Consider the following 23,963-nt stretch of genomic DNA (forward strand, 5'->3'; position numbering starts at 1 on the left):
TTTCTGCCTAGATGAGCGTGGGTAAACGTAGGCGCGATCGCAACAAAATTCTCCTTTTAGTCTGAAGAGCATACCAGCCGCCTTGCAACCTCTAACTCTTAACAAGCCGCCACGAAGAAAGCTAACGCTGACATTCTTAATAAGAAATAAGTTGCACCTTTTCGCCTATTTAGCTACTTAGATTGTTCAATCCCCCTGTGTTGTCCCGGTTTCCCCATCGGTTGGCAGAGGAACTCACACTTTAGGCAGAGGTAAACATATGTAACAAAATGTGAACTTAACTAAGTCTAAGTTTTTAGGGAAACCCTTAGCAATGACCAATCAAAAACGCAACAGTTTGATTAAACAACTGGCTAGCCTGATGGGAGTTATCGGTGCTAGTACCCTTATGGGTCTGCCAGCTGGTGCCCAGGTGAATCCCAACCCTGAAATTCTTCAATCAGACGTTTTCAGCAAGCCGCCCTACAATCGCGATCGCAGCGCTCAGTCAACCCCAAGAACTGTACCATCCCCTACCGCTATCCCTAGCCAAGGCGCTCAGCCGCAGCCATCTTCTACAGAAGGGATGATACAATCCCCCAGCAACAGCACTCAGCCCCCTGCTACAGAAGGGATGATGCAATCCCCCAGCAACAGCACTCAGCCCCCTGCCACAGAAGGGATGATGCCAGCCCCCGGCGAAGGTCCTGACCCGGCTGCTACACAAGGGACGATGCCCTCAAGTAGCAATTTGGTTGCGCTTGCTGCCCAAAATGGTTCATTCAAAATTCTGACTGCTGCTTTGGAAGCCGCAGGTTTGACCGAAACCCTCGAACAACAAGGACCGTTCACGGTTTTTGCACCGACTGATGCAGCATTTGCAGCTTTACCCGAAGGCACTGTCGAAAAGTTACTGCAACCAGAAAATAAAGCGATGCTGGTTCAGATTTTGACCTACCACGTCATTCCCGGCAAAGTGAGTTCTTCCCAGTTGAAATCTGGAGAAGTGACGACAGTTGAAGGCAGCCCAGTCACCGTTAAGGTTGGAAACGATGGCGTGATGGTGGGCAACGCCAATGTCTCTCAGGCTAACATCGAAGCCACTAATGGCATCATTCATGCGATTGACAAGGTGATTATGCCACCGATGCCGACCAAGTAGATGTGAAACAGAGTCATCGTTTGTAACGCTAACGTTTCAAAAGAATAAACACCGTTCCGAGAAAGCTTGGGGCGGTGTTTTTTATCTCTGGCTATGAATAATTTGGTACTGAGGAAATTCAGGATAAATTAGAATACAATCGACACAAACATGGAGCATTTTGCTTCATGGGCGCTGAGGAGTGGGGAAATGGAGCGTTTCAAGGATTTATTTCTGCAAGAAGGAGTCGCCTTAGAAGGTGACAGGAAAAAGGTAAAAAAAAGCCTTTTTTACTTTTTATTTTTTGCGTTTTACTTTTTGCTTCCCGTAACCGATTCGGCTTCCGGTAAGATAGGGTTTGCTTTTTGTCAGCCAGCATCGGCTCAAGCCGCATACGGCAGCTATGTGGGTGTTGGTGCTACCGTGGGGATTAATGATAATGATTTTGGAGAAGGTCGCCAAATCGGTGGGGTGGTTGCTGTACGCTACAAACTCCTGCAAGCTCCCCTTTCCTTAAGGGCACAAGCGTTAATTGGGGCGAGTCCAGCGGTTGTGCCAACGATTTCCTATGATATCCCCCTCAACTGGCAAACAGATGTCTATGTGGGTGCAGGCGTTGCTTTTGGCAGTGGGAATCGGACGCCTTCGCCGGTGGGGGATAAAACCAGTTTTGCGATCCAACCGGGGATTGATTACGTCGTTCCCAACAGCAATGCTGTTCTGTTTGGCAATGCGATTATTGCTTTTGATGCCTACCGCGATGGCGGCGGTACGGCTGTTTCAGTCCAGGGTGGTGTGGGTTTGAGATTTTAGGGATTGCCTGTGACAAGACAGCGGAGTTGGAATCATTTGCGATCGCTCGTTTTAGATTTCTAGATGCCTGCGAATCTGCTGCACGATTACATCTAGCGGCTCGGAAACGTCCACCTGAATGGCATTCTGTGGTTCTTCAAGGGTGTCAAACTGGCTTTGCAGGAGTGTTTTGGTCATAAAGTGGCTTTGACGTGCTTCCAGCCGTTGCGCGATCGCCTCGAAACTCCCTTTGAGATAAACAAGTCGCATCTGTTGGTGATCTCGCCACAGCATCTGACGATAGGATTCTTTTAAGGCAGAACACGCGAGTACCTGATTCTTGCCTTCCTGTAGCCATTGGTCGATGGCGTGTTGCATTGCCTGCAACCACGGCATTCGGTCGGCATCGGTGAGGGGAATGCCACGGCTCATCTTTTCAATATTAGCGCTCGTGTGGAAGCAGTCGGCGTCGCTAAAATTCCAGTTTAGTTCTTGTGCGAGTAGTTGGGCGACCGTTGATTTGCCGCTACCAGATACGCCCATAACGAGAATAATCATCTTTCGTCAATCAGCCGGATTCAGGGATTTTACAGTGCGATCTCGCTCAAAGGGACGATCTACTATGCGATCGCACGACTGCCATCAAATACTGTGTCAAAGTATACGCATCAACTCCTAACTCAGTCTGCTCCTCAGCTGCCAAAATTCCCGCTTGAGCGTGCCACCAAGCCGCACTTTGCACCATCTCTGCGATGGGTAACTCTTGCTGAGATGCCGTTGCGACCAATCCACCCATTAGCCCCGTTAGCACATCTCCACTACCGCCACGGGCTAAAGCGGGAGTGCTTTCGGGAACAATCCATACTGAGCCACCAGGATGGCAGATCGCAGTCCTTGCACCCTTCAGGAGTACCACTGCCCCACTCTGCTGGGATGCTTCCCGAACGGCACTGACCCGATCTTTCGTGGCATCGGGTGCATCTGGAAACAAACGCTTAAACTCACCTGTATGAGGGGTGAGAACAGTGGGTGCTTGTCGTTTAGATAGGGTTGAAATTGTATTGAACTGGGCGAGGATATTCAAGCCATCAGCATCTAAAACAATCGGCAAATCGCTTTCTAATACTTTTTCCACGACTGACGTGGCATCTTTTGTCAAACCGGGACCACAAGCGATCGCATTATACGAACTCAAATCAATTTCTTCTGGCAAAGATGCGATCGCACCTGTCTCGGTTTCTGGACAACCGATAATCAGCGCTTCTGGCAACTGAGCCACCAACAAAAGTTTCAGCGATTCTGGCACCGCAATTGAGAGCATCCCAACACCACTTGCTCTCGCTCCCAAACCGGATAGAATCGCGCCTCCAGCATACTTGCGAGAACCGCAAATCAACAGCAGATGTCCTTGTTTATACTTGTGAGTAACTGCGGGGCGAGGAATCGGAAGATGCGCGATCGCAACTGCCGGTGTCACCCGCTGAATGTTGGGCGTCTCACCTAGTACCGCCGAGATATCCGCCACCGGGATACCAAAATCAATCAGTTCGGCTTTTCCAACAGATTCCAAGGCTCGATCTTGCAGAAATGCTAATTTCCACAAGCCCAAGCAAAACGTGTAAGTTGCACGAACCGCCGTTCCCAGAACTTCCCCAGTATCGGTGTGCAAACCGGAAGGCAAATCGATACTAATGACTGGCTTAGACCACTGATTAAGTTGATGAATCGCAGAAAATATCGGTTCTGCGATCGCTCTTTCCAACCCAAACCCAAACAAACCATCAATAATGAGATCGCATTCTTGTAGCGGCTCAATCTCCTCAACACAGGGAATGCCCAAACTCTCAGCATACTGGGCGTGTTGCGAAGTTAATTCTTTCAGCTTGGCAATCGGACAATAGATAACAACTTCATAACCCTGAAAATGCAACTCGCGGGCGACTACCAACCCATCGCCCCCATTATGACCCGGTCCCACCAAAACGCCTACACGCAGTCCATTTTTCCCTCCCCCCGTTGACGAGGGGAATAAGGGGGGCAAACAAGGATAAAGCGCTTGAACTCGACTAGCAATCAGACCCCCGACCTTTTCCATCAAAGCCGCCACTGGCATTCCAGCCGCAAAGATGCGCCCTTCAATCTCGCGCATCTGCTGGGCAGTCACCACCAGTTGCTGAATCTTTTCCTGCCTTTGTTGCATCTGTGCCAATTTCAGTGCTGATTTCTGTGAGTTCTAAGTTTTATCTTATTCAGCATAAGCACGGGCAAGGTCTTCCCGCCCCTACGCAGGGGCGCGCTATTGACCGAAATAAACAACCCGCGCATCCATACCATTAGACCGAAGAAAGCGACTCCAGCGTTCTGCTTGTGACTGATTCTCAAAAGGGCCGACTGCAACGTGGGGTCCGCGTGGTACCTCTCTTTGAAACACCGCATCTTCGGAGAACCCCAGCCGGATCATGTGGGCAGCAATGTCAGGTAAATACTCCTGACTCCCTGGAATCACAACGAAATAGGTAACTTCCTCCACTTCTTCCCTACGGGTGACTGGACGAGAATCGAAATTCTCTGCATCAGCATCGAAATTCTCCTCAGAATAACCACTGATTTTCGCCCGAATGCCCCATTCTTCCAGCTCCCGAACCCGCTGCTGGGCTTTAAATTCATCAGCAAATACTCCCGCTTGGATAACACCCCCGCCGTACCGCACAAAAGCTTCGGGTTCTATCCTTCGGACTTGCGCTAACAACAGCGGACTATCTCCATTAATAAAAACCCCGTAGAGACGAGAATCCCGACGCACCGGGCGAGGATTCTCATCGGTGCTTCTACTGGGTGTAATTGGCGGCGGTGCCTCAAATTCAATCTCACGCCTGCCCGAAGGATTCGGTGAAATCGAGGGCAAAGTATCTTGAGGAAACGCTGGCGGAGTATTTGGTGATGTAGGTAAGCCAGGAAGCACATCAGGTGGTGTAGGGAGAGGTCTGGCTGCTGCTGGAATCGGGTGTGGAATGAGCAAATATCCACCCCAGAACAAGCACGAGGCAAGGGACAACAGCCAACAGGTTTTTCTTTCTCTGTTGCCATGAGTGAGTAAACGCTGCTGATTGCTCCTCATTTAAAATCAGCTCTCCTCGGCGATCTTCCAGGAATTGTGCGGACAAAATTTGTAGTCAATCTAGCATAATTAGTCATCAGTCCTTCATCATTAGTGATTAAAACGTTGGAATATTGTCAGGTTGGAACGTTCTAACTTGATAACGCCTACAGACAAAGGACTAATCACTCTAGACGAATGACGATTATCAAAGTGTTAGTCTAGAAAAGAAAAAACTGATAATTCAGTCATTCACTTTTTCGTTCTATGAATAAAGTCGTCGTCGGCCTCTCCGGTGGAGTTGATAGTTCCGTCGCAGCTGCTACCCTCCATCATCAAGGATATGAAGTTGTTGGTCTTACCCTCTGGCTAATGAAGGGTAAAGGTCAATGCTGTTCTGAGGGAATGGTCGATGCGGCTTCTCTTTGCGAACAGTTGAGCATTCCCCATCACATTGTTGATAGCCGGGATGTTTTTCAGGAAAATATTGTCGATTACCTAGTTGTCGGATACGAATCGGGGATTACTCCGTTGCCTTGTTCTCAGTGCAATAAGGCGGTGAAATTTGGCCCGATGCTGCGCTATGCCTCTGAAGAGTTGGGGATTGATAAAATTGCCACGGGTCATTATGCGCGGATCGGGTATGACGCAGAAACGGGACGTTATCAGCTGCGTCGGGCTGTAGATTTATCTAAGGATCAGTCGTACTTTTTGTACGATTTGAGCCAAGAAATGCTAGCGGGATCGATGTTTCCGTTGGGAGAACTACACAAGACAGAAACTCGGCGTATCGCCGCAGAATTCGGCTTAAAAACCGCTGATAAGCCGGAAAGTATGGATTTGTGTTTGGTTGAATCCCACGGTTCCATGCAGACGTTTCTAGACAAGTACATTTCTCAGCAAACGGGTGACATTGTTGACCAGTCCGGGAAGGTGTTAGGTCAGCATACGGGTATCCATCACTACACCATTGGACAGCGGAAGGGAATTGGTGTTGCGGCGGCGGAACCGCTGTATGTGGTGGCGTTGGATGCGGTACGGAATCGAGTGATTGTAGGCGATCGCGCTAGCACCCACAAGCCTGAATGCACCGCAGCGCGGTTAAACTGGGTTTCAATTCCCGAACCCACCAGTCCCATCCGCGCCGAAGTGCAAGTCCGCTATCGTTCAAAGGCAGTTCCAGTCAGCGTAATTCCCCTGGAAGATTCGCGCATCAAGCTTGTCTTCGATGAACCTCAGTTCGGGATTACCCCTGGACAAGCTGCGGTTTTGTACGATGGGGATATCGTACTCGGCGGCGGCATTATTGAAAGGTTTGAGTAAATAGTAACGAAGTATAAAAAAGGGGCAAAAGACTTTACTTTTGCCTCTTTTTTTATGAAAATTTTTACTTAATAATTAGCCAATTAAAAAATGAACAAAAATATACAAATGGGCTAGCCGACTCTTTTGGACTTTCTGCTGCCAGCTTTGACGACCTATTTGTGGGCTGCAAAATTTGTAATGATGAAAGTATTTCTTTAGTATTACTACGATAAGTTGACTTACTTGAGTTATTGTAGTTGTTGTTATCTTCAATAAGGGTTGATATGACATTATCAATGGATATAAATACTCAAAAAGAGGAATTTAGTTATGCCTATGTACGTGTAGTTGCTTCAGTAGCAGGGTATGCAGTTGAGTTGAAATCAAGACCAATGGATAATGCTGGAATTGATTTAACTATTGTAGTCCCTGGAGAACTAGAAACTGTATTATTCCCTAAGTTTGATGCCCAAGTAAAATGTACATCGTCTCTAGATGTTTTTCAAAACCCCAAGGTTATTAAATTTACTCTTAAGGTTAAAAATTACAATAAATTAATACATAAAAATCCTTTGGTTCCTCAAATTTTAATTGTTGTTGTAGTTCCTCGTGAGATAAAGGGATGGATCAATATATCAGAAGAGGAAACTTTAATGAAAAAGTGCGGATACTGGATATCGCTCAAAGGTATGCCTCCCACAGAAAATAGTGATAATATTACTGTAGAAATACCACGTATAAATTTGTTTACTCCATCAACGCTTTCATTAATAATGAAAAAAATTTCACGAAGAGAAGAGTTATGAATTTACCTGGGATAAGCATTAATACTTTTGAGTCTATAGAGCCAATATCTGTAGCTAATTATCTTCAAGAAAATGGCTGGCTAGAAGAAGAAAAAATTGATACCAGAGCATCTATATGGACAAAAACAAAAAACAATAAAAAATGCTCAGTTTTATTGCCATTAGATACAGAACTTCCTGATTTTTCTTCACGTATGTATGAAGTATTTAGGACTCTGGAAGTTGTAGAGCAAAGACCTTTATCAGAAATACTTAGTCCTTTAAAAAATGTATCTGGAATAGCTAAAGACAAAAATCGTGAAATCTTAAAAATAAAGTTTAATTTTATATTTGAGCAAGGGAAAAGACAATTTCCTGCAAAAAAAATGGGGATGGTTTTAACATCGTTGCAAGATTTATTCGATGCAGTAGGTCAAGCTGAAACCGGCAAATTTTCAGATACTGGTAAGATTCAAAAAGAAATAGTTGAAAAAACAGAACTTTCAGTATTTGAAACTTTTAAAGGATCTTTTGGTGTAAAACTTGCATTAGCTCCAAATCCAGAACAATTAGAGATTTTTGAAAGTCCTCTTGCTGAAAAAGTAAGCGAAAGCTTTTTAGAATTAATAAAACGAAGTAACAATAGTGATAAAGAAAAGTTAAAAGAATTTTTACTTAGGTTAAAGAGAAGATCTGCTTCTAGATACCGCAAATTTCTGATGTCCCTTATAAGTTCCGAAGCTGATTTGTTCATTGATTGGGGTTCTCAAAATCCAGACAAAGGTGGTCAAGCTAAATTAAGTTTTGATAACACAGTTAATACTGTGGATTTTATCAACAAAATGGAAGCAGAAACCCCCGAAGAATATAAAATTATTGGAGAGTTACTTTCTGCTAGTAAAATAAAAAATAGTATTGAGATTCAGAGTTTTGAGGATAGCAAAAAATATTCAGCTAAGATTTCTGAACAAATCGCAAATAATACGGAGGTTGAATTAACCATAGGAAAATTTTACTCTACCACCATACAAGAAATCACTTCAATAAATCCTGCTACTGGAGAAGAGAAAATTGAATGTACAATTATAGAAATATTACAATATAACGAAACATTGGAAAACCCAGTAGTTATACCCAATTTAAAAAAACGCCGGTAATCAAGAGTTGAAATGTTATTTTTTGGGATTAAAATAAAGCCAATATATAATTATGTAAAAAGAACCTGACTTAGCTTGGCAAGAATCCACGCCTTGCCTGTACTATCTAATGTTTAATCAGCTAAAGAGAGGAGGTTATGGGTAAATTAGAGAGTCGCTCCAGAGGAATTTTCAGTGCAAACTTGAAGAACCTCTCCTTAACTTTCTCTTGAAAGGAGAGGGAACAAGAAAATTTGTAGTTAGAAGTCACTTTGACTTCCCCTTCCCTGGTAGGGAAGCAGGGTATTTTCATACAACCCTTAGAAAATATCGATGCATTGCGACATTTTGTAGGGGTATGGCAATCAAAAAGCCCCTACCGCCAGCCAAAATCAACGTTACAGAACTTTTTTTAATAAATGAAACCACCCTGCCCTACCAAGGAAGGGCAGGGGAGAGGGGGTTAGGTTTTTCACCGCTTAGTTGTATATATTGGTACGATAAATTTTGCAGCTAAAATTAACAATTCGATATGAGTCAGCGTCCAGACGGCATAGCACCTCACGGCGGTCAGCTAATTAATCGCATCGCAACACCAGAACAACGACAAGTATTTCTCGATAAAGCCGACTTTCTGCCCAGAGTGCAACTCGATGAACGAGCAACATCGGATTTAGAGTTGATTGCCATTGGTGGATTTAGTCCGCTGACTGGCTTTATGGAACAGGCAGACTACGATCGCGTAGTGACTGAAATGCGGCTTGCCAATGGTCTACCGTGGGCAATTCCTGTGGCGCTTTCGGTGGATGAGTCGGTTGCGGCGAATCTAAAAGAAGGCAGTTTGGTGCGTCTGGATGACCCGACGGGTAGATTTGTCGGTGTCATGGAACTCACACAAAAATATCGCTATGATAAAACCCGCGAGGCGGTGAATGTTTATCGCACTGAGGATGAAAAACACCCAGGCGTTAAGGTTGTCTACAAGCAAGGAGAAATAAATCTCGCGGGTTCAGTTTGGCTGTTGCAACGCGACTCTCATCCTTTATTTCCTAATTACCAAATCGATCCCGCTCAATCTCGCGCCATGTTCAAAGAAAGGGGATGGAAAACGATTGTCGGCTTCCAGACTCGCAACCCCATTCACCGAGCGCATGAATATATCCAAAAGTGCGCTTTAGAAACCGTAGATGGCTTGTTCTTGCATCCCTTAGTGGGAGTCACCAAAGATGATGACATCTCGGCAGAGATTCGGATGCGCTGCTACGAGATTATGCTGGAACACTACTACCCCCAAGACCGGGTAATTTTGGCAATTAATCCCGCCGCGATGCGCTACGCTGGCCCTAGAGAGGCAATTTTCCATGCTCTGCTTCGCAAGAATTACGGCTGTACGCACTTCATCGTTGGGCGCGATCATGCAGGTGTCGGCGATTATTATGGAACTTACGATGCTCAGCACATTTTTGATGAGTTTGAGCCGGGTGAATTGGGCATCACGCCGATGAAGTTTGAACACGCCTTCTACTGCACGCGCACGCAGACAATGGCGACGACGAAGACCAGTCCCAGCAATCCCTCTGAACGCATTCACTTATCGGGAACGAAGGTGCGAGAAATGCTACGTCGGGGTGAATTGCCACCACCAGAGTTTTCTCGCCCAGAAGTTGCGGCAGAATTGGCAAGGGCGATGCAGGTGCCAGAGGAAGCAAGCAAATTTAAGATTGCAAGTTTCAAATTTGAAATTTGAGAGGGGAGGCAACTTAAATTTGAAAATTTGCCATTCTTTCTATTCTCTAAAGCCTAGCCCCTGATAGGCTGATCGAGTACTGGCTAATGGCTAATGGCTGATATGGGATTGAATCGGCGAAGTTTTCTGCAACGGGCGGGGTTGGCGCTAGCGGCGCTGGGCGTAAGCGAAACGGCCCTATCTCTACTGGGAGATCAAAGCTTTGCGGTGCCTCTGCTAGATCGCTATTATCAGGCGCTGGCACAACCGAGTGGACGGAAGTTGGCGCTACTGGTCGGAATTAATCAGTACCCGCGTGGGACAGAGACGCGATCGCTTCCGTCTCTCCAAGGTTGTGTCACAGATGTAGAACTGCAACGGGAACTTTTGATTCATCGCTTTGGTTTCCACCCTAGCGATATTCTGACGCTGACAGATAGCCAAGCAACGCGGCAGAATATTGAAACTGCTTTTCTGGAGCATCTCACAGAGCAGGCGGCGGCGGGAGATGTTGTCTTGTTCCACTTCAGCGGCTGCGGTAGCCGCGTCAGAATCGGGGCTGAGGAGAATGGACTGAGGACTTTGGGTGCCGATAAATCTTCACTCAGTCCTGAGTCTACCCTTGGGGACGGGGAAAGGGTTGCGGCTGCACAGCTAACGCCTACAGTCTTCAACACTCAAAATAGTTTGGTGCCAGTAGATGGGGTGCTGCTGACGAAAGGGGCACCGGCGAATGATTTGTTGGAAGAGACTCTGCTGTTGCTGTTGCGATCGCTTCCCACAGACCAAGTCACAACGGTACTGGATACCAGCTACACTGACGCCGATACTCTCCTCCAAGGCAACTTGCGGATTCGTTCTGCCCGACAACCGCTAGCAGAGCAAGCGAGTGACGAGGAACTCGCTTTTCAGGAAAAACTCCTGCTGCGTCTCAAATCTTCGCGGGAACAGCTCAATAAGCAGTATAAGCCCGGTCAGATGCCTGGAATCGTGCTGGCAGCGGCTGGTCCCAGTCAACTGGCGGCAGAGGCTCCTTGGGGCGGTTTCAGCGCTGGATTGTTCACCTATGCCCTGACGCAACATCTCTGGCAGGCGACTCCTCCCACTACGGTTCAAGTCAGTTTCAGTCGAGCGGCTGGGATCGTCGAGCAGCTGGCGGGGAAAGAGCAACAACCCCAGTTGAGCGGTCAAAAAAGTAACCAGCCTTCCTTGTTACCCTATCAGCCGGAAATTAGTATCGGTGCGGATGGCGTCGTTACAGCGGTGGAAGAGGGCGGTAAAACGGTACATCTGTGGCTAGCAGGATTACCTGCACCCGTTTTGGAATACTACGGAGTGAATTCTCAGCTGAGTGCTTCCCTACCCATCTCGGAAGCTCAGACTCCAGACAGCAACGTGACAGGTGAAGTTTCATCAGTTCCGACCCAACTGCAACTACACATTCGTTCCAAGGAGGGTCTCACCGCCAAGGCGCGAGTTATCGGCAGCACAGACACTTCTAGCCTCTCTAGCCTCCAAGTGGGGCAACTGGTTCACGAATCCGTCCGGGTGTTGCCCAAAAATATTGGTTTGACAATTGCCTTAGATGCCGGACTGGAGCGAATTGAACGGGTGGATGCTACCAGTGCTTTTGCCAGCGTTCGCTCTGTATCATCCGTGGTAACGGCAGGAGAGCAACCCGCCGATTATTTGTTTGGCAAGGCGCAGACACCCGATTATCAGGGGGGATATGGGTTATTTTCTCTCGGTCGGGATTTGATTCCCAATACCGTTGGGGAATCGGGTGAGGCGGTGAAGGCGGCTGTGAATCGGTTAGTGCCCAAACTGAAAATGTTGCTGACAGCGAAATTATTGCGTCTGACGATCAATGAAGGGTCTTCCCGCTTGGGAGTGAGAGCAACGTTGGAGATGATTTATCCCAACCAAAAGGTGCTGCTAAACCGAGAAACGCTGCGGATGACAGGGGACGCCGTTGTGGATTCTAATTCCAGAAGCGAGTCATCGCGTCTCGACAACTCAAAAATTACTTCTGAGGGAGGCATCCCCGCCATCCCCATCGGTAGCCGCATCCAGTACCGAGTTCAAAATTATAGCGATCGCCCGATCTATTTGATGCTTATCGGCGTTGATAGCGGCGGTGCTGGTGTTGCTCTCTATCCGTTGCAATTTCCCCAAATCGGGGACAGTCCGGATGCGAAACCAACGATCAAAGAGCTGGTCGTCGAGGCGGGTGCTACCCTGATCGTGCCACAACCTTCTGGCTCTTTTGAATTGACGATTCACGGTCCTAGTGGGTTAGAAGAAACTCTTCTAATTTGCTCCTCGGCACCCTTTACCCAGACGATGGCGGCTGTAGCATCAATTCGCGGGTTGAAGGGAGAGGGAGTGGGCGAGTTGTTTAAGCCGCTGAATGTGGCGCAGGCGGTGCTGCAAGACTTGCATCAGGCGAGTACGTTAGGGAAGCGGCATGAAGGGGAAACCGAAGCGATCGCTTCAGTCCCTGCCGAAACGATTGCTATCTCTTCTGACTCCTACGCCCTAGATGTGCGAAGCTGGGCAACACTCAGCTTTATTTATCAGGTGGTTTAAAAGCGATCGCCCTACCTTTACATTTCAGATGTGCCGATGGGTTGGGACTGGGAAGGGGAAATTAGCGTTTTGAGTTTTAGAGACGCGATAAATCGCGTCTGAGTTTTGAGTGAGAAGAGCATTCTTTAATTCAAAATTCAAACCCCTGGCATTGAGCGAAGCCAAGGGTTATCACTCAAAAAGTCTTTACCCATTCCCCATTTCCAATCCTCTGCGACTAATCTGCAAATTAAATGCACATCGGCTGATAGTTTTGGCACGGATTGGGAATACTAAGACTGAAAGCTAACAGGATGAAAAATGAAAATTCCCAATCTGGTTGCGATCGCAAAGCTTGCGCTTCCTGCACTGGCGCTTTCTTCCCTGCTAGTATCTGCCGTTGCTACCACTGCCCAACCCCAGCCTAATTCACCTCCAACCTTGTCGAATCAAGAACGAGAGGAACTAGAACGACTGCGGCAAGAGAAAGAAATACGCGATCGCGTCCAAGCTGAAGTTGATCGCGCTTTTAGTCGCACCACCACGCTGCTCAATACTTTGGTACTTGTTCTGACGCTGTTTCCGATTGCGATCGCTGTTAGTGTAGTTCTGCTTCGTCGCAGTATGACAAATCAAATAATTTCAGATGCTCAAAAGGAACTCGCGCAGCTACAAGAGCAACTTATTAGACAAATAGAAGAGACCGCCAAGGCTAACCTAAAATTAGAACAATCTGCTTTACCGCAAGAAGCTAATCTCTTGAAAACGGATACTTTAAGTCAATTAAATACAATTTTAACCCAAGCTCAGATTATATTAGAAGACTTAAAAGAACAGAAAGAAAGTGTACAACAAGAAATTGCAAAATTTAGGTACGCACAAACTGTTAAAATTCCGACCGTTATAGATAGAGAAATTGAAACCTCTAACTTTGAGCATTCTTGTCACAATCATGAACTACTTTCCGATACCCTATCGGAGCCTGTAGCCCAAACAAACGATGCAGTGTCTGAGCAAAGAGTAACAGAAACAGAATCTGTCAATCAAAATCTTGATTTAAATGCCAATGATTACTTGATTTTAGGCAATTCTTGCTTCTCTGAAGGTCGATATTTAGAGGCAAATCAATCTTACAACTTAGCGGTTAAGATTGAACCAAACTTTTCGGAAGCTCGATATAATAATGCTCGCTGCTATGCAATGCAATACCGCCTCAATCTAGCAGTCGGGAACCTACAATGGGCAATTGATATTGAGCCTAGGTATAAAGATATCGCAAAAAACGACGAGGCTTTCAGCGCAATTCGAGGAGAAGAGATGTTTAGAAAAGTAGTAGATGAGTAGATTTTTCTAATTTCTATTTATAGGTTTATTCATTAAAAATTTAATTTTATAAAAAGATACGCTGCACCTCCATGTGCAAGTTTTTAAAGCGCCTAATTATTGATTATTAATTATCATAAATAAAACTTTAAACTACAGCCATTCGCTATACTCAATCGCTAAAATCAAAAGATGATGACAAAGCGCTATAACCACCAACAAATCGAATCGTTCGCCCAAGGGGTTCTGAACGATGGCTATTGTGTGTTGCCCAATCACTTTTCTCCGGTAACACTTAATTCTTGGCGTGAAGCTTTCACGCCTTTGCTAGAAGATCACATTGTCCGGGAAGGAAAGCTTCGCAATCGCGGTTCAGCCCGCTATTATGTAACCCTTCCTTTCACTGCTCCTTTTGCCGATCCTAGTATTTACGAAGATGACGATATTCTGGCACTTGTAGAGTTGTTAGTAGGCAAAGATGCAGTGATGTGCCAACTAGCAACTGACACACCTTTGCTGGGGTCTGAATATCAAGACGTGCATCGAGATGCGCCGCCACTTTTCCCCGAAGTGGGTACAGAAACGCCGCCATTCCAGTTAGCTGTCAACTTTCCACTCGTAGATATCACTCTGGAAAACGGGCCAATGGAGATTACGCGCAGTACGCACATGATTTCTAAAGAGGAAGGACTGCGCCGCATGGAGTCTGGAGAAGCCAAGTTAGAACCTGTCACAATGCAACTAGGTGATGTAATGATCCGGGATGTGCGGGGTCTGCACAGGGGCACTCCTAACTACACGGAAATACCGCGTCCGATGGTTGTAATTGGCTATAGTCGTCGCTGGATGTTTCGTCCTGAGGTGTCGATTAATATTCCGCGTGCAACCCTAGATACACTCTCCGAACGCGCCCGTCACTTGTTGCGTTTTAATCCGATTGTGGAATCCGTAGACGATAAATCCGAGGTTGAGGTTTATCAATCGTTTGCTTACTAAGTTTAGTTGTGACTGTTCTAAGTTCAAGTAGCGGTCGGTCTTCTTCTGTCGTCAATCAAAACTCTCAGAGGAGCGCTATCTGAATATTACGAGGATTAAAAAACCAGCGTTGGATTCTTAAGATCCAACGCTGGCTGAAAAACCATTTGTTAATGTTCTAGGTTTTTTTGCTTTTCAAATTCTGCTTACCGATAGAAACCACTAAGGAGCTAGCGCGTTACCCCGCAACAGGCTACCAATCGTTTTGGCAGTAATTTTCATCTGAATCAAGGGATTTGCCGGAACGACTGTTTTGTACAGGTAGCTATCAAAGGTAAGCTTCTGCACGTCTTTGTCGGCGCACATTTCCACAAAGGCTTCGCGAGTGGCATCAGAGCGATAGAAGACGGTTTGCAGAATGTCTAGCACCTTGTAGGTGATGCCGTATTTCTTATCCCAACGCTTCAGGTACAGCTTCAGGTCGGCTTCTGTGGGGATGCGGGTGCCACCGTTGGAAGTTTCGACAATGGTTTCTGCACACATCCGCGCCGACTTAGCGGCAAAGTAAATTCCCTCACCAGAAGACTTCGTAACCGTTCCGGCGGCGTCTCCCACTAGAGCAACGCGACCGACAACGCGGCGGGGTCTAGGATGCTCTGGAATTGGGTGAGCTTCTACTTTGATGATTTCGCCGCCTGCGAGTTTTCTAGCGGCACGCTTGCGGATGCCTGCTTGCAGATTTTTGATGTCGGCTTTGTTCACCTTCATGGTGCCGGTGCCAACGGCGACGTGGTCGTATTTGGGGAATACCCAGGCGTAGAAATCGGTGGAAACATCGTTCCCGACGTACATTTCTGCCAGGTCGTTGTAATAAGCCATTTTGTCTTCTGGCAGGCGAATGCGCTCTTGGAAGGCGATCGCATAATTGTAATCCCCGGCGTCAATTGCCTTCGCAACGCGGGAATTCGCCCCATCTGCCCCAATCACCAGATCGACTTTCAGGGTTTTCATCTCCCCTTCAGCGCTACCGTTCGAGTGATCGGCGTAGTGCAAGGTGTAAGGGTCAGTATTGCCCGTGGGAATATCGAGTTTATAAACAGTGCCGTTAATTAAATTTGCACCCAATTTAGCTGCGCGATCGCGTAGGTATCCATCCAATACCTCGCGGCGACACATACCGATATATTCATGTTCTTTTTCAATGTTGATATCTACCTCAATGTTGGAAGGTGAGATCATCTTCATTTTTCTAACCCGCCGGTCAATAATCTCAGGCGGTAGGTCAAACTCGCTCACCATGCATAGCGGAATTGCCCCGCCACAAGGCTTTGCGTTGTCTAGCTTGCGCTCAAACAGGTAAGTCTCAATTCCAGCTTTTGCTAGCGTTTCGGCAGCAGAGGAACCCGCCGGACCCGATCCCACAACAGCAACCCGTAGTACCAAAGCTATTCTCCCGATTCTCTTACGGCTACAAGGTGAGATGGTATCACGGACTTTTCGGTTGTCCCAGCAGGATCGTGCAGGTTGTGACTGAATTGCAACAGAGCTTAACACATTGAAAACTAAATCGCGGTTCCTGGGGTTGTAGCTACTCCCAATCACTCCAGAGATTTTTGCTCCAACTCTATGAATGCTCCTTCCCTCGATTCTGCAATTCGGCAAATCGCGATCGCTTCTATCGGCGGCTATCAGAGGCACATTTCACCCCGCAAAGGGTTTTCTTGCGCTCATCGATTGCTTTACAAGGGGGAATCTTGCTCGCAGTACGCCAAGCGCATGATTGCACAACAGGGTTTGGTAGCGGCGATCGCCACGGTGCGCCAACGATTCCGAGCTTGTAAAATCGCAAACCAAATTTTGCAAGCCAGGTATAGCAGTCAAGCTGATAGCGATCGCTCCAAGCGCGAACGCAGAAATAGAAACTGGGGCTGCAACTGTGATGATTATGGTGCTGTAGATTGTGTCTCAGGTGTCTCAGAGCTGAGCTGTGAAGCGCTAGATTGTTTCTCTGAAATGGATTTTGCTTCCTTAGATTGTGGAGTCGCAGATTGTGGCTCTGGGATAGATTGTGGAGTCGCAGATTGCGGGAGTTGCGGAGAATAAAACATTCATCCTTCTTTTTGTTACCCCCCGACTTCAACTTAATTTAAGAATGCTGTGGGGGAGAGCAGGCAAAATCTAACTGTTCTCATTTTGCCTGCCAGTTTTGTTGACCCCCAGGTTTCTAGCAAATGTCAATTAATGCAAATAGATTTTAGGTATGGTATATATGTACGTTAATCTCATCGATAAACCGGAGATTTGTCTATCCTGAACTTTGATGGGTCAATGAAAACCCAGATTAGGATAGCTAAAAAAATATTCTTGTCTAGGGGTCGAAAGTAGTGGGCATTGTTGTTGAAAACGTCTCTAAAGAGTTCGGCAGTTTTAAAGCCGTTGACGAAGTCAACTTAGAAATTCAATCAGGCTCCTTGGTCGCGCTTTTAGGACCTTCTGGTTCTGGTAAATCTACACTGCTGCGACTGATCGCCGGTCTGGAAATGCCAGATAGCGGGAAAATCTGGTTGACTGGTCAAGATGCTACTCATCAGAGCGTTCAAGACCGCAACATCGGGTTTGTATTCCAACACTATGCTCTATTTAAACACCTCACCGTCCGCAAAAATATTGCCTTTGGCTTAGAGATTCAAAAAACTCCCAAAGGCAAAGTAAAGGCGCGGGTAGAAGAATTGCTGGAGTTAGTGCAACTAAGCGGACTAGGCGATCGCTACCCTTCCCAACTCTCCGGCGGTCAGCGACAACGAGTTGCCTTAGCCAGAGCGCTAGCAGTTCAACCCCAAGTATTGCTGCTAGATGAACCCTTTGGAGCCTTAGACGCCAAAGTGCGTAAGGATTTGCGGGCTTGGTTGCGACGCCTGCACGATGAAGTCCACGTCACTACCGTGTTCGTCACCCACGACCAAGAAGAAGCGATGGAAGTTTCCGATGAAATTGTAGTGATGAACAAAGGCAGAGTCGAACAAATCGGCACACCCGCTCAGATTTACGATCGCCCAACGACACCGTTTGTCATGAGTTTCATTGGCCCGGTGAATGTGTTGCCCAGCACTTCCCGCATTTTCGAGGCAAACGGGTTTGATTCGACCCAAGCTGAGATATTCCTGCGTCCCCATGATGTCGTCGTAGAGACGAATCCCAACGGCAGCTCCGTACCCGCACGAGTGAACCGCTTGATTCATCTCGGCTGGGAAATTCAGGCAGAATTAATCTTAGACGATGGTCAGGTCGTCATGGCTCATATCACGCGAGAGCGGTTCGATGAGTTAAATTTGGAGCCGCAACAGCGAGTATTCGTCAAACCAAAGGATGCGAAATCTTTCCCGCTGTATTTTTCGATCTAGCACTTCAGGCGTCAACACTCAGCTTTCAGCTTAATCGGCTTTAATTAGATATCTAAGTCGATTTGAAAGAGCGCATAGTTAAGTTATGAAGTGGGGACGCCTGTCTATTCATCGGTGGCGGTTCATCGGACAATTCTTTTGTCTATTCTGTCTTTGTTGTTTTTTAGCCATCAGCTGTGGGAAGCGACCGGCGTCTGATTCTGCGACTTCTCCTAGTCCTGGTGGTGCCAATTCCGGTCGGATTACCATCGGCACCACCCAGAAGCCACGGACGATGGACCCGGCAGATAATTACGAGCTAGCAGCCGTCTACTTGCTCTATAACCTGAGCGATCGCCTGTATACCTACGAATTGGGAAGCACCCAACTCAAGCCGCAACTGGCGACGGCAATGCCGAAAGTGAGTCCAGACGGGTTAACTTACACCATTCCTGTGCGTCAGGGCGTCGTCTTCCACGATGGCACTCCTTTTAACGCCAAAGCGATGGAATTTTCCCTGCAACGCTTTATCGAAAATAAAGGAAAGCCGTCATTTCTTCTCGGCGATGCGGTGGACTCAGTGAAGGCAACTGGCGACTATGAGTTAACGATTAAGCTGAAAAAGCCGTTTGCTGCTTTTCCCGCCCTGCTGGCATTTTCCGGTGCCGCTGCGGTTTCACCGAAAGCTTATGAAATTGGCGCTGGAAAGTTCAAGCCAAACACATTTGTGGGTACTGGCCCTTACAAGTTGGCTCAGTTTAGCAGTGAGTCGCAGCGATTGGATGTTTTTGACCAATACTGGGGCGAGAAACCAGTAAATAAAGGAATTGACGTGCAAGTGCTGAGTAATTCAGCCAACTTGTTTAACGCATTTCGCACGGGAGGCGTGGATGTCGCCTACCTATCCCTCGATCCCGACCAAATTGCCAGCTTGAAAGATGGGGCGACCAAAGGGAGCTGGCAAGCGATCGAGTCTCAGGGGAGTGCTGCTAGCTTTCTGGTGCTGAACACCAAGAGTAAGCCGCTAGATAACCCAGTCGTGCGCGGTGCGATCGCATCCATCGTCAACCGACCTTTGGTGAATGAGCGATCGCTCAAAAATCAAGCTGAACCTCTCTACAGCATGGTGCCCACTACCTTTGATGTCTACAAGCCAGTATTTAAAGACCAATACGGGGACGGCAATACCGAAAAAGCAAAACAACTGTTGCAGCAAGCGGGATACTCTCCTACCAATCCCTTGAAACTGCAAATTTGGTATCCTTCTAGTTCACCGACTCGCCGACTCGCTGCTAGTACCCTCAAAGCAGTGGCAGATCAACAGCTAGGAGGAATGCTGCAATTTGAAGTCAACACCGTAGACTCTGCTACCTTCTTTAAAAGCGTCTCCCAAGGTCTTTATCAGACCGTCTTACTGGATTGGTATCCAGACTTTCTCGACCCTGACAACTATGTTCAGCCATTTCTGGAGTGTCCGAAAGGATCGGCGGCAAACGGCTGTGAAGACGGCGCAAGCCAGAATCAGGGTTCCTTTTATTACAGCGATCGCATGAACCAGCTGATTGCCCAAGAACGAAAAGAGCAAAACCCCGAAGCCCGCAAGAAGATTTTTGCGGATATTCAAGACCTACTGGCGAAAGACGTACCTTACGTTCCACTCTGGCAAAGTAAAGACTTCGCCTTTACCCAAAAAGGCGTCAGCGGTCTCCGCATCAACCCCACCCAGGATTTCGCCTTCTGGACAATTAAAAAGTAGCGATCGCTTAGTTTTACAATTCCCTTTTAAACGCAGAGGAACACAAAGGGAAGCGCTTTTGTTACGCAGAGGTCTAACTCTGCGTTAGCCAAGCGGCGCGACAGCGCTACCTTTGCGTAAACCTCTGCGAACCTTTGTGTTAAAACAGTAATGTCACGCTCCAAAGCCCTACAGTCTTACATTTTCGTCCGCCTTCTCCTAGCACCCTTGATGCTATGGATCATCATCACCCTAGTGTTTTTGCTCCTCCGTGCCACCCCAGGCGACCCGGTGGATGCAGTTTTAGGCGGTCGCGCCCCAGAAAGCGTCAAAGAGCAATATCGTCAACAGTTGGGGCTATCAGATCCCTTGCCGTTGCAATATATTCGCTATCTGGGTTCTTTACTCAGTTTGAACTTGGGGACTTCGCTGACCAGTCAGGGTCAAGATGTTTGGGGTGAGATTCAGAAATACTTTCCCGCGACAGTAGAATTGGCAGTATTTAGTATGGCGATCGCTTTCCTGGTCGGCGTCGGCGTTGGTATCCTTTCCGCCACCCGTCCCGGCACGGCTTTAGATGCTAGCGGTCGTTTGTTTGGCATCATCACCTACTCGCTCCCGATATTCTGGGTAGGGATGATTCTACAGTTGATTTTCTCCGTTCAGCTAGGCTGGTTTCCCTTAGGATCGCGCTTTCCCCTAACTACAGCACCCCCGCCACTCATCACGGGTCTTTATACGATTGATAGTCTCCTCAGCGGTAACTTTGAGCATTTTTTCACCGCATTGCATTATCTCGCCCTCCCCAGCTTGACCCTCGGAATCCTCCTCAGCGGAATTTTCGAGCGGATTGTACGGGTGAACTTGAAGCAAACGCTTAAAGCGGATTATGTAGAAGCTGCTAGAGCTAGAGGTATTCCAGAATCGCGGATTCTCTTTGCCCATGCCCTAAAAAATGCCATGATTCCAGTGATTACCGTCCTGGGGCTGACTTTAGCCGCATTGCTTGGCGGCGCAGTTTTAACAGAAGTTACCTTCTCTTGGCCTGGTTTAGGAAATCGACTTTATGAAGCAATTTCTTTACGAGATTACCCTACCGTGCAGGGAATCATGGTATTTTTTGCGTCAATTGTAGTCGTCGCTAGCATTTTGATTGATATCATCAATGCTTACATTGACCCTCGAATTCGTTACTAAAACCGGCAACTAAGACAACAAGAATGGCTAAATTAATTGCTTTGGGTTGATAGGGGGAAATTAATTCAGCCATCTTGATTGGCTGCTGCCCTTGTTGCCAAAAGCTCAGCACTATTAGGAACTTTATGGTGCCTCAGATACGGTATTGAGCGAGCGACAACCTTCACTTGTTGAAACGATTAGGTGAAGTATGGTGACGCAGAAGTGATGGAAGTGGTTGAAAACCCGGTTTCTTAAGAAACCGGGTTTCTGATATGCAGCCTCATTTTAGGTTGATTAACGGACAGTAACGGTGTTTGAGAAGGTGGGAACTCCGCGATCGCACTGAGAGCCAAATGCCAGTTAATGAGATATCCAGCAAATTTCCCGATGAAGTAGGGAAAGGAAGCAGCCAATAATCTATTTAGATTTCCGGCTGCATAATGCGTAGAATTCGGCTGCTTGCTTTAGCTACCATCAGCTTTGTTGCGACTCTAGTAGGCTCCTTCTTTGACCCGGTAACATTGCTGCACCGCCTTCTCTCAATAGCGCTAAGCACTGTTTTTACCCTGAATTTGGGTATTAGCAGTCCCAATGCCGATTCTGCCTCTGTTGCCGTTGCTGCTCACCCACCTGCCATTCAAACTGCTGTATTTAAGGATACGCTGAATCAATTTGCTTCTGAGTCTCAACCACAGCAAACCCTCGCAAGCCAACCCAGCATTGAGAAGGTTGCTCTGACAAATTACTGTGGTTCTGGCACCATCACTAAACCCACTAGCGGAATCGATACAGACACGAGAGTTTATTCTGTTTTCTATGACTTCAGCCGAGGTCAAGAGTCAGTGAATTCTGCCGCTTGTGGTAGGGAGTATTGGATTCCAACCGAGCAAAACAATCCTTACTACGGGCTTGTATTTGTTTATTGGGTGGATGGATACAAAAATCGCGTTTCTGCCACTCGTTATGTGGAAACGAACAACGGGAAACTCATTGTTTGGGATGGTAATCCAGTCAATCCTCTACTGAGAAGAATCCTGACGCGGCAAGATGGAAACCAAGCCCTTTCTCATGCGATCGCGCGGATTCTGAATTGGAGGCAGCTAAGGCGCATTCAGACTGCCTCTATCCCCCAAACCCTTATAAATAACCAGAACCAAGCTTCTACAGCAGCCCAAACCGCCTCTACTCCTGCCTCCCCAAACCCTCAAACCAGCAAAACAGCAGCTCAAAACTATTGTGGCTCTGGGATGCTAACTCAACCCGGTAAAGGAGTTGATAAGGATGGTCGCCTTTACTATGTTTTCCATCACTTCAATCGAGTTCCAGACAAAGTGAATCCTGCCGCCTGCGGTCGGGAGTATTGGATTCCAGTTGAACGCAGTAATCCTAACTACGGTCTTGTATTTGCTTATTTGGTGGATGGGCAAAAAAATCGCGTTTCTTCAATCCGTTATGTGGAAACCCGCAAACGGCAGCTGATCGTTTGGAATGGGAATGCAAACTCTCAACTCCGGAGAACCACGAGGCAGCGAAACGGAACCCAAGTGATTTTTCAAAACTGGTTCCGGATGGTTCTGAGTCAGAAAAAGCTGATGGGTCAAGGTCAGGCCCTCTATACTCCTCCGACAACTGCTCAGACACCCGCAACTCCTCCCCTAACCCCCGCAACTCCTCAACCCGTACCCAACACTCCCCAAACCAGTAATCCATTGCTAATTGGTTTTGGTGGCGACACTAGCAACGTAGAAGGAACTTGGATGCACAGCCTTGACGTTGCCAAAGAAGTCGGTTTACCCAAACCGAAAGCTGCATCGCTTGGGGTGGAGGTGGGATGGCAACCCATTTGGTTTGGTTGTGTGGCTGGTCAGAAAACTTGCGCGACGACAGACCGAATGTTTAAAGAAGGGGTTGTCCCCGTCTTTATCGTTAACTTGATTACCCACGATGTCCAAAGTAAAAAAACTTGGGCTGAAATTGAAGCCAGAAAGAGTTGGTACTTCTCGGAGTTAGATCGCCTCGCGAAAGATGTACTCTCTAAGACCCAAGGGACGGTATATGTATCGCTGGAACCGGAGCATAATCTGGTAGGAACGCTCCGCGATCCCGTCAATGCGAATTATGGGTGGGATGCCAGTATTCCGCAGAAGTTCGGGCTGTTAATGGCTGAAGCTGCCCAAAGATTACGTACCTCAGCGAGTTCGGTTCCGGGACTGAATTTGAAAGTGGGTTTGGCTTTCGGTGACTTCAATGCCTCCCCCACGGGTCTGCAAAACTATTTACCTGATTTGAAGGCGGCTGCACCGGGAGTCGATTTCTTTGGGTTTCAAGTAACCCAAGGCCCCTGGCGGAATGACGGAAACGGATGCCAACGCTTAACCCCCGATCAAGCGAAGCTTTATGATATGCCCGACCGAGTAATTGCGATCGCCCAATTCATTCAAACACAACTGCAAAAGCCGTCTCTGATCGATTACTTTTTCCTGATGGCTGATGCTGGCACCGATTGGGACGAGGGAGGCGCGAAAGTTTACCAGGAATTACAACAGCGCTCCTTAGAACTGCAAAACGCTGGATTGATTGGCTTGTTGCACTTTACCCTCATTGATACGCCACAATCTGCTCCAAACTCGTACTGGTGTGACGGTGAGAAAAATCGGGGTATTATCAAGCCCGCAGCCCAACTTTCTAATTTCAGTTACAAGCGCCCTCTTCAGCTAAAAAAGATGGGCAAGGCACTGGGAGATTGGATTGACGCTCAAAGCTAAACGAGTGCATTTCGCCCAGTCACGATCCTTTCTGGTGGGGCAGATAGAATGCTCTGCGTGTTTGTGCGATCGCCAAC

General features: G+C 47.3%; 18 protein-coding genes. 14 read left to right on the forward strand and 4 right to left on the reverse strand.

Annotation, left to right across the window (positions count from 1 at the left end; all coding sequences use genetic code 11):
* Positions 1-313: 313 nt before the first annotated feature.
* Together NC996_RS17395 and NC996_RS17400 are read left to right on the forward strand one after the other, a co-directional pair.
* Positions 314-1,141 (forward strand): fasciclin domain-containing protein, encoded by an 828-nt coding sequence (locus NC996_RS17395; RefSeq protein WP_190535695.1) that lies wholly within the window; start codon positions 314-316, stop codon positions 1,139-1,141.
* A gap of 189 nt (positions 1,142-1,330) precedes the next feature.
* Positions 1,331-1,933, forward strand: coding sequence for a hypothetical protein (locus NC996_RS17400; protein WP_242028977.1), 603 nt, complete (start codon positions 1,331-1,333; stop codon positions 1,931-1,933).
* Positions 1,934-1,984: 51 nt separating this feature from the next.
* On the opposite strand, the gene NC996_RS17405 is transcribed toward NC996_RS17400, so the two are convergent.
* From NC996_RS17405 to NC996_RS17415, 3 genes are all read right to left on the reverse strand, one after another.
* The gene (locus NC996_RS17405) at positions 1,985-2,470 is read right to left on the reverse strand and encodes a gluconokinase (RefSeq protein WP_190683660.1); all 486 of its coding nucleotides are present in this window, start codon (positions 2,468-2,470) and stop codon (positions 1,985-1,987) included.
* Positions 2,471-2,516: 46 nt separating this feature from the next.
* Positions 2,517-4,112 carry an NAD(P)H-hydrate dehydratase gene (locus NC996_RS17410; RefSeq protein ID WP_190683663.1) on the reverse strand — a complete coding sequence of 532 codons (1,596 nt, stop codon included), beginning with the start codon at positions 4,110-4,112 and terminating at the stop codon, positions 2,517-2,519.
* 96 nt (positions 4,113-4,208) lie between these two features.
* Positions 4,209-5,030, reverse strand: a complete 822-nt coding sequence (locus NC996_RS17415; protein WP_190683665.1) for a hypothetical protein — start codon at positions 5,028-5,030, stop codon at positions 4,209-4,211.
* A gap of 246 nt (positions 5,031-5,276) precedes the next feature.
* On the opposite strand from NC996_RS17415, the gene mnmA reads away from it, so the two are divergent.
* The 7 genes from mnmA to NC996_RS17450 all read left to right on the forward strand — a co-directional run bounded on the left by mnmA (position 5,277) and on the right by NC996_RS17450 (position 14,848).
* Positions 5,277-6,332, forward strand: coding sequence for a tRNA 2-thiouridine(34) synthase MnmA (gene mnmA / locus NC996_RS17420; RefSeq protein ID WP_190683670.1), 1,056 nt, complete (start codon positions 5,277-5,279; stop codon positions 6,330-6,332).
* Between the two features lie 266 nt (positions 6,333-6,598).
* Positions 6,599-7,120, forward strand: a complete 522-nt coding sequence (locus NC996_RS17425) for a DUF4365 domain-containing protein (RefSeq protein WP_199302959.1) — start codon at positions 6,599-6,601, stop codon at positions 7,118-7,120.
* A complete protein-coding gene (locus NC996_RS17430) occupies positions 7,117-8,256 on the forward strand; it encodes a hypothetical protein (RefSeq protein WP_190683672.1) in 1,140 nt (379 codons plus the stop codon). The genes NC996_RS17425 and NC996_RS17430 overlap by 4 nt, the downstream gene beginning before the upstream one ends.
* 511 nt (positions 8,257-8,767) lie before the next feature.
* Positions 8,768-9,982: a sulfate adenylyltransferase gene (gene sat, locus NC996_RS17435; RefSeq protein WP_190683674.1), complete on the forward strand. Its 1,215-nt coding sequence runs from the start codon at positions 8,768-8,770 to the stop codon at positions 9,980-9,982.
* A gap of 102 nt (positions 9,983-10,084) precedes the next feature.
* Positions 10,085-12,550 carry a caspase family protein gene (locus NC996_RS17440; RefSeq protein ID WP_199302961.1) on the forward strand — a complete coding sequence of 822 codons (2,466 nt, stop codon included), beginning with the start codon at positions 10,085-10,087 and terminating at the stop codon, positions 12,548-12,550.
* 300 nt (positions 12,551-12,850) lie between these two features.
* The gene (locus NC996_RS17445; RefSeq protein WP_190683676.1) at positions 12,851-13,873 is read left to right on the forward strand and encodes a hypothetical protein; all 1,023 of its coding nucleotides are present in this window, start codon (positions 12,851-12,853) and stop codon (positions 13,871-13,873) included.
* Between the two features lie 171 nt (positions 13,874-14,044).
* Positions 14,045-14,848 (forward strand): phytanoyl-CoA dioxygenase family protein, encoded by an 804-nt coding sequence (locus NC996_RS17450; RefSeq protein WP_190683678.1) that lies wholly within the window; start codon positions 14,045-14,047, stop codon positions 14,846-14,848.
* Between the two features lie 201 nt (positions 14,849-15,049).
* Here the strand turns inward: NC996_RS17450 and chlP are convergent, their stop codons facing one another.
* Positions 15,050-16,270 carry a geranylgeranyl reductase gene (gene chlP / locus NC996_RS17455; protein WP_190412958.1) on the reverse strand — a complete coding sequence of 407 codons (1,221 nt, stop codon included), beginning with the start codon at positions 16,268-16,270 and terminating at the stop codon, positions 15,050-15,052.
* A 183-nt stretch (positions 16,271-16,453) separates the two neighbouring features.
* Here chlP and yidD point away from each other — a divergent pair, with 183 nt between their 5' ends.
* From yidD to NC996_RS17480, 5 genes are all read left to right on the forward strand, one after another.
* A complete protein-coding gene (gene yidD / locus NC996_RS17460; protein ID WP_190437572.1) occupies positions 16,454-16,930 on the forward strand; it encodes a membrane protein insertion efficiency factor YidD in 477 nt (158 codons plus the stop codon).
* A 281-nt stretch (positions 16,931-17,211) separates the two neighbouring features.
* Positions 17,212-18,228: a TOBE-like domain-containing protein gene (locus NC996_RS17465; protein ID WP_190412956.1), complete on the forward strand. Its 1,017-nt coding sequence runs from the start codon at positions 17,212-17,214 to the stop codon at positions 18,226-18,228.
* 85 nt (positions 18,229-18,313) lie between these two features.
* The gene (locus NC996_RS17470) at positions 18,314-19,963 is read left to right on the forward strand and encodes an ABC transporter substrate-binding protein (protein ID WP_190683680.1); all 1,650 of its coding nucleotides are present in this window, start codon (positions 18,314-18,316) and stop codon (positions 19,961-19,963) included.
* Between the two features lie 150 nt (positions 19,964-20,113).
* Positions 20,114-21,139: an ABC transporter permease gene (locus NC996_RS17475; RefSeq protein WP_190412954.1), complete on the forward strand. Its 1,026-nt coding sequence runs from the start codon at positions 20,114-20,116 to the stop codon at positions 21,137-21,139.
* A 422-nt stretch (positions 21,140-21,561) separates the two neighbouring features.
* On the forward strand, positions 21,562-23,886 hold the full coding sequence (locus tag NC996_RS17480; RefSeq protein WP_190683682.1) for a hypothetical protein: 2,325 nt from the start codon (positions 21,562-21,564) through the stop codon (positions 23,884-23,886).
* The last annotated feature ends 77 nt before the right edge of the window (positions 23,887-23,963 follow it).

It is taken from the genome of Trichocoleus sp. ST-U2, from assembly GCF_039961875.1.
GTDB lineage: Bacteria > Cyanobacteriota > Cyanobacteriia > Cyanobacteriales > FACHB-T130 > FACHB-T130.

Bases quoted from the DNA above. Each gene is read 5' to 3' on its own strand.
- NC996_RS17400 (WP_242028977.1), top strand. From the start codon at position 1,331: ATGGAGCGTTTCAAGGATTTATTTCTGCAAGAAGGAGTCGCCTTAGAA.
- NC996_RS17475 (WP_190412954.1), top strand. From the start codon at position 20,114: ATGTCACGCTCCAAAGCCCTACAGTCTTACATTTTCGTCCGCCTTCTC.
- NC996_RS17440 (WP_199302961.1), top strand. From the start codon at position 10,085: ATGGGATTGAATCGGCGAAGTTTTCTGCAACGGGCGGGGTTGGCGCTA.
- NC996_RS17425 (WP_199302959.1), top strand. From the start codon at position 6,599: ATGACATTATCAATGGATATAAATACTCAAAAAGAGGAATTTAGTTAT.
- sat (WP_190683674.1), top strand. From the start codon at position 8,768: ATGAGTCAGCGTCCAGACGGCATAGCACCTCACGGCGGTCAGCTAATT.
- NC996_RS17395 (WP_190535695.1), top strand. From the start codon at position 314: ATGACCAATCAAAAACGCAACAGTTTGATTAAACAACTGGCTAGCCTG.
- mnmA (WP_190683670.1), top strand. From the start codon at position 5,277: ATGAATAAAGTCGTCGTCGGCCTCTCCGGTGGAGTTGATAGTTCCGTC.
- NC996_RS17410 (WP_190683663.1), bottom strand. From the start codon at position 4,112: ATGCAACAAAGGCAGGAAAAGATTCAGCAACTGGTGGTGACTGCCCAG.
- NC996_RS17430 (WP_190683672.1), top strand. From the start codon at position 7,117: ATGAATTTACCTGGGATAAGCATTAATACTTTTGAGTCTATAGAGCCA.
- NC996_RS17450 (WP_190683678.1), top strand. From the start codon at position 14,045: ATGATGACAAAGCGCTATAACCACCAACAAATCGAATCGTTCGCCCAA.
- NC996_RS17405 (WP_190683660.1), bottom strand. From the start codon at position 2,470: ATGATTATTCTCGTTATGGGCGTATCTGGTAGCGGCAAATCAACGGTC.
- NC996_RS17470 (WP_190683680.1), top strand. From the start codon at position 18,314: ATGAAGTGGGGACGCCTGTCTATTCATCGGTGGCGGTTCATCGGACAA.
- NC996_RS17445 (WP_190683676.1), top strand. From the start codon at position 12,851: ATGAAAATTCCCAATCTGGTTGCGATCGCAAAGCTTGCGCTTCCTGCA.
- NC996_RS17480 (WP_190683682.1), top strand. From the start codon at position 21,562: ATGCGTAGAATTCGGCTGCTTGCTTTAGCTACCATCAGCTTTGTTGCG.
- NC996_RS17415 (WP_190683665.1), bottom strand. From the start codon at position 5,030: ATGAGGAGCAATCAGCAGCGTTTACTCACTCATGGCAACAGAGAAAGA.
- yidD (WP_190437572.1), top strand. From the start codon at position 16,454: ATGAATGCTCCTTCCCTCGATTCTGCAATTCGGCAAATCGCGATCGCT.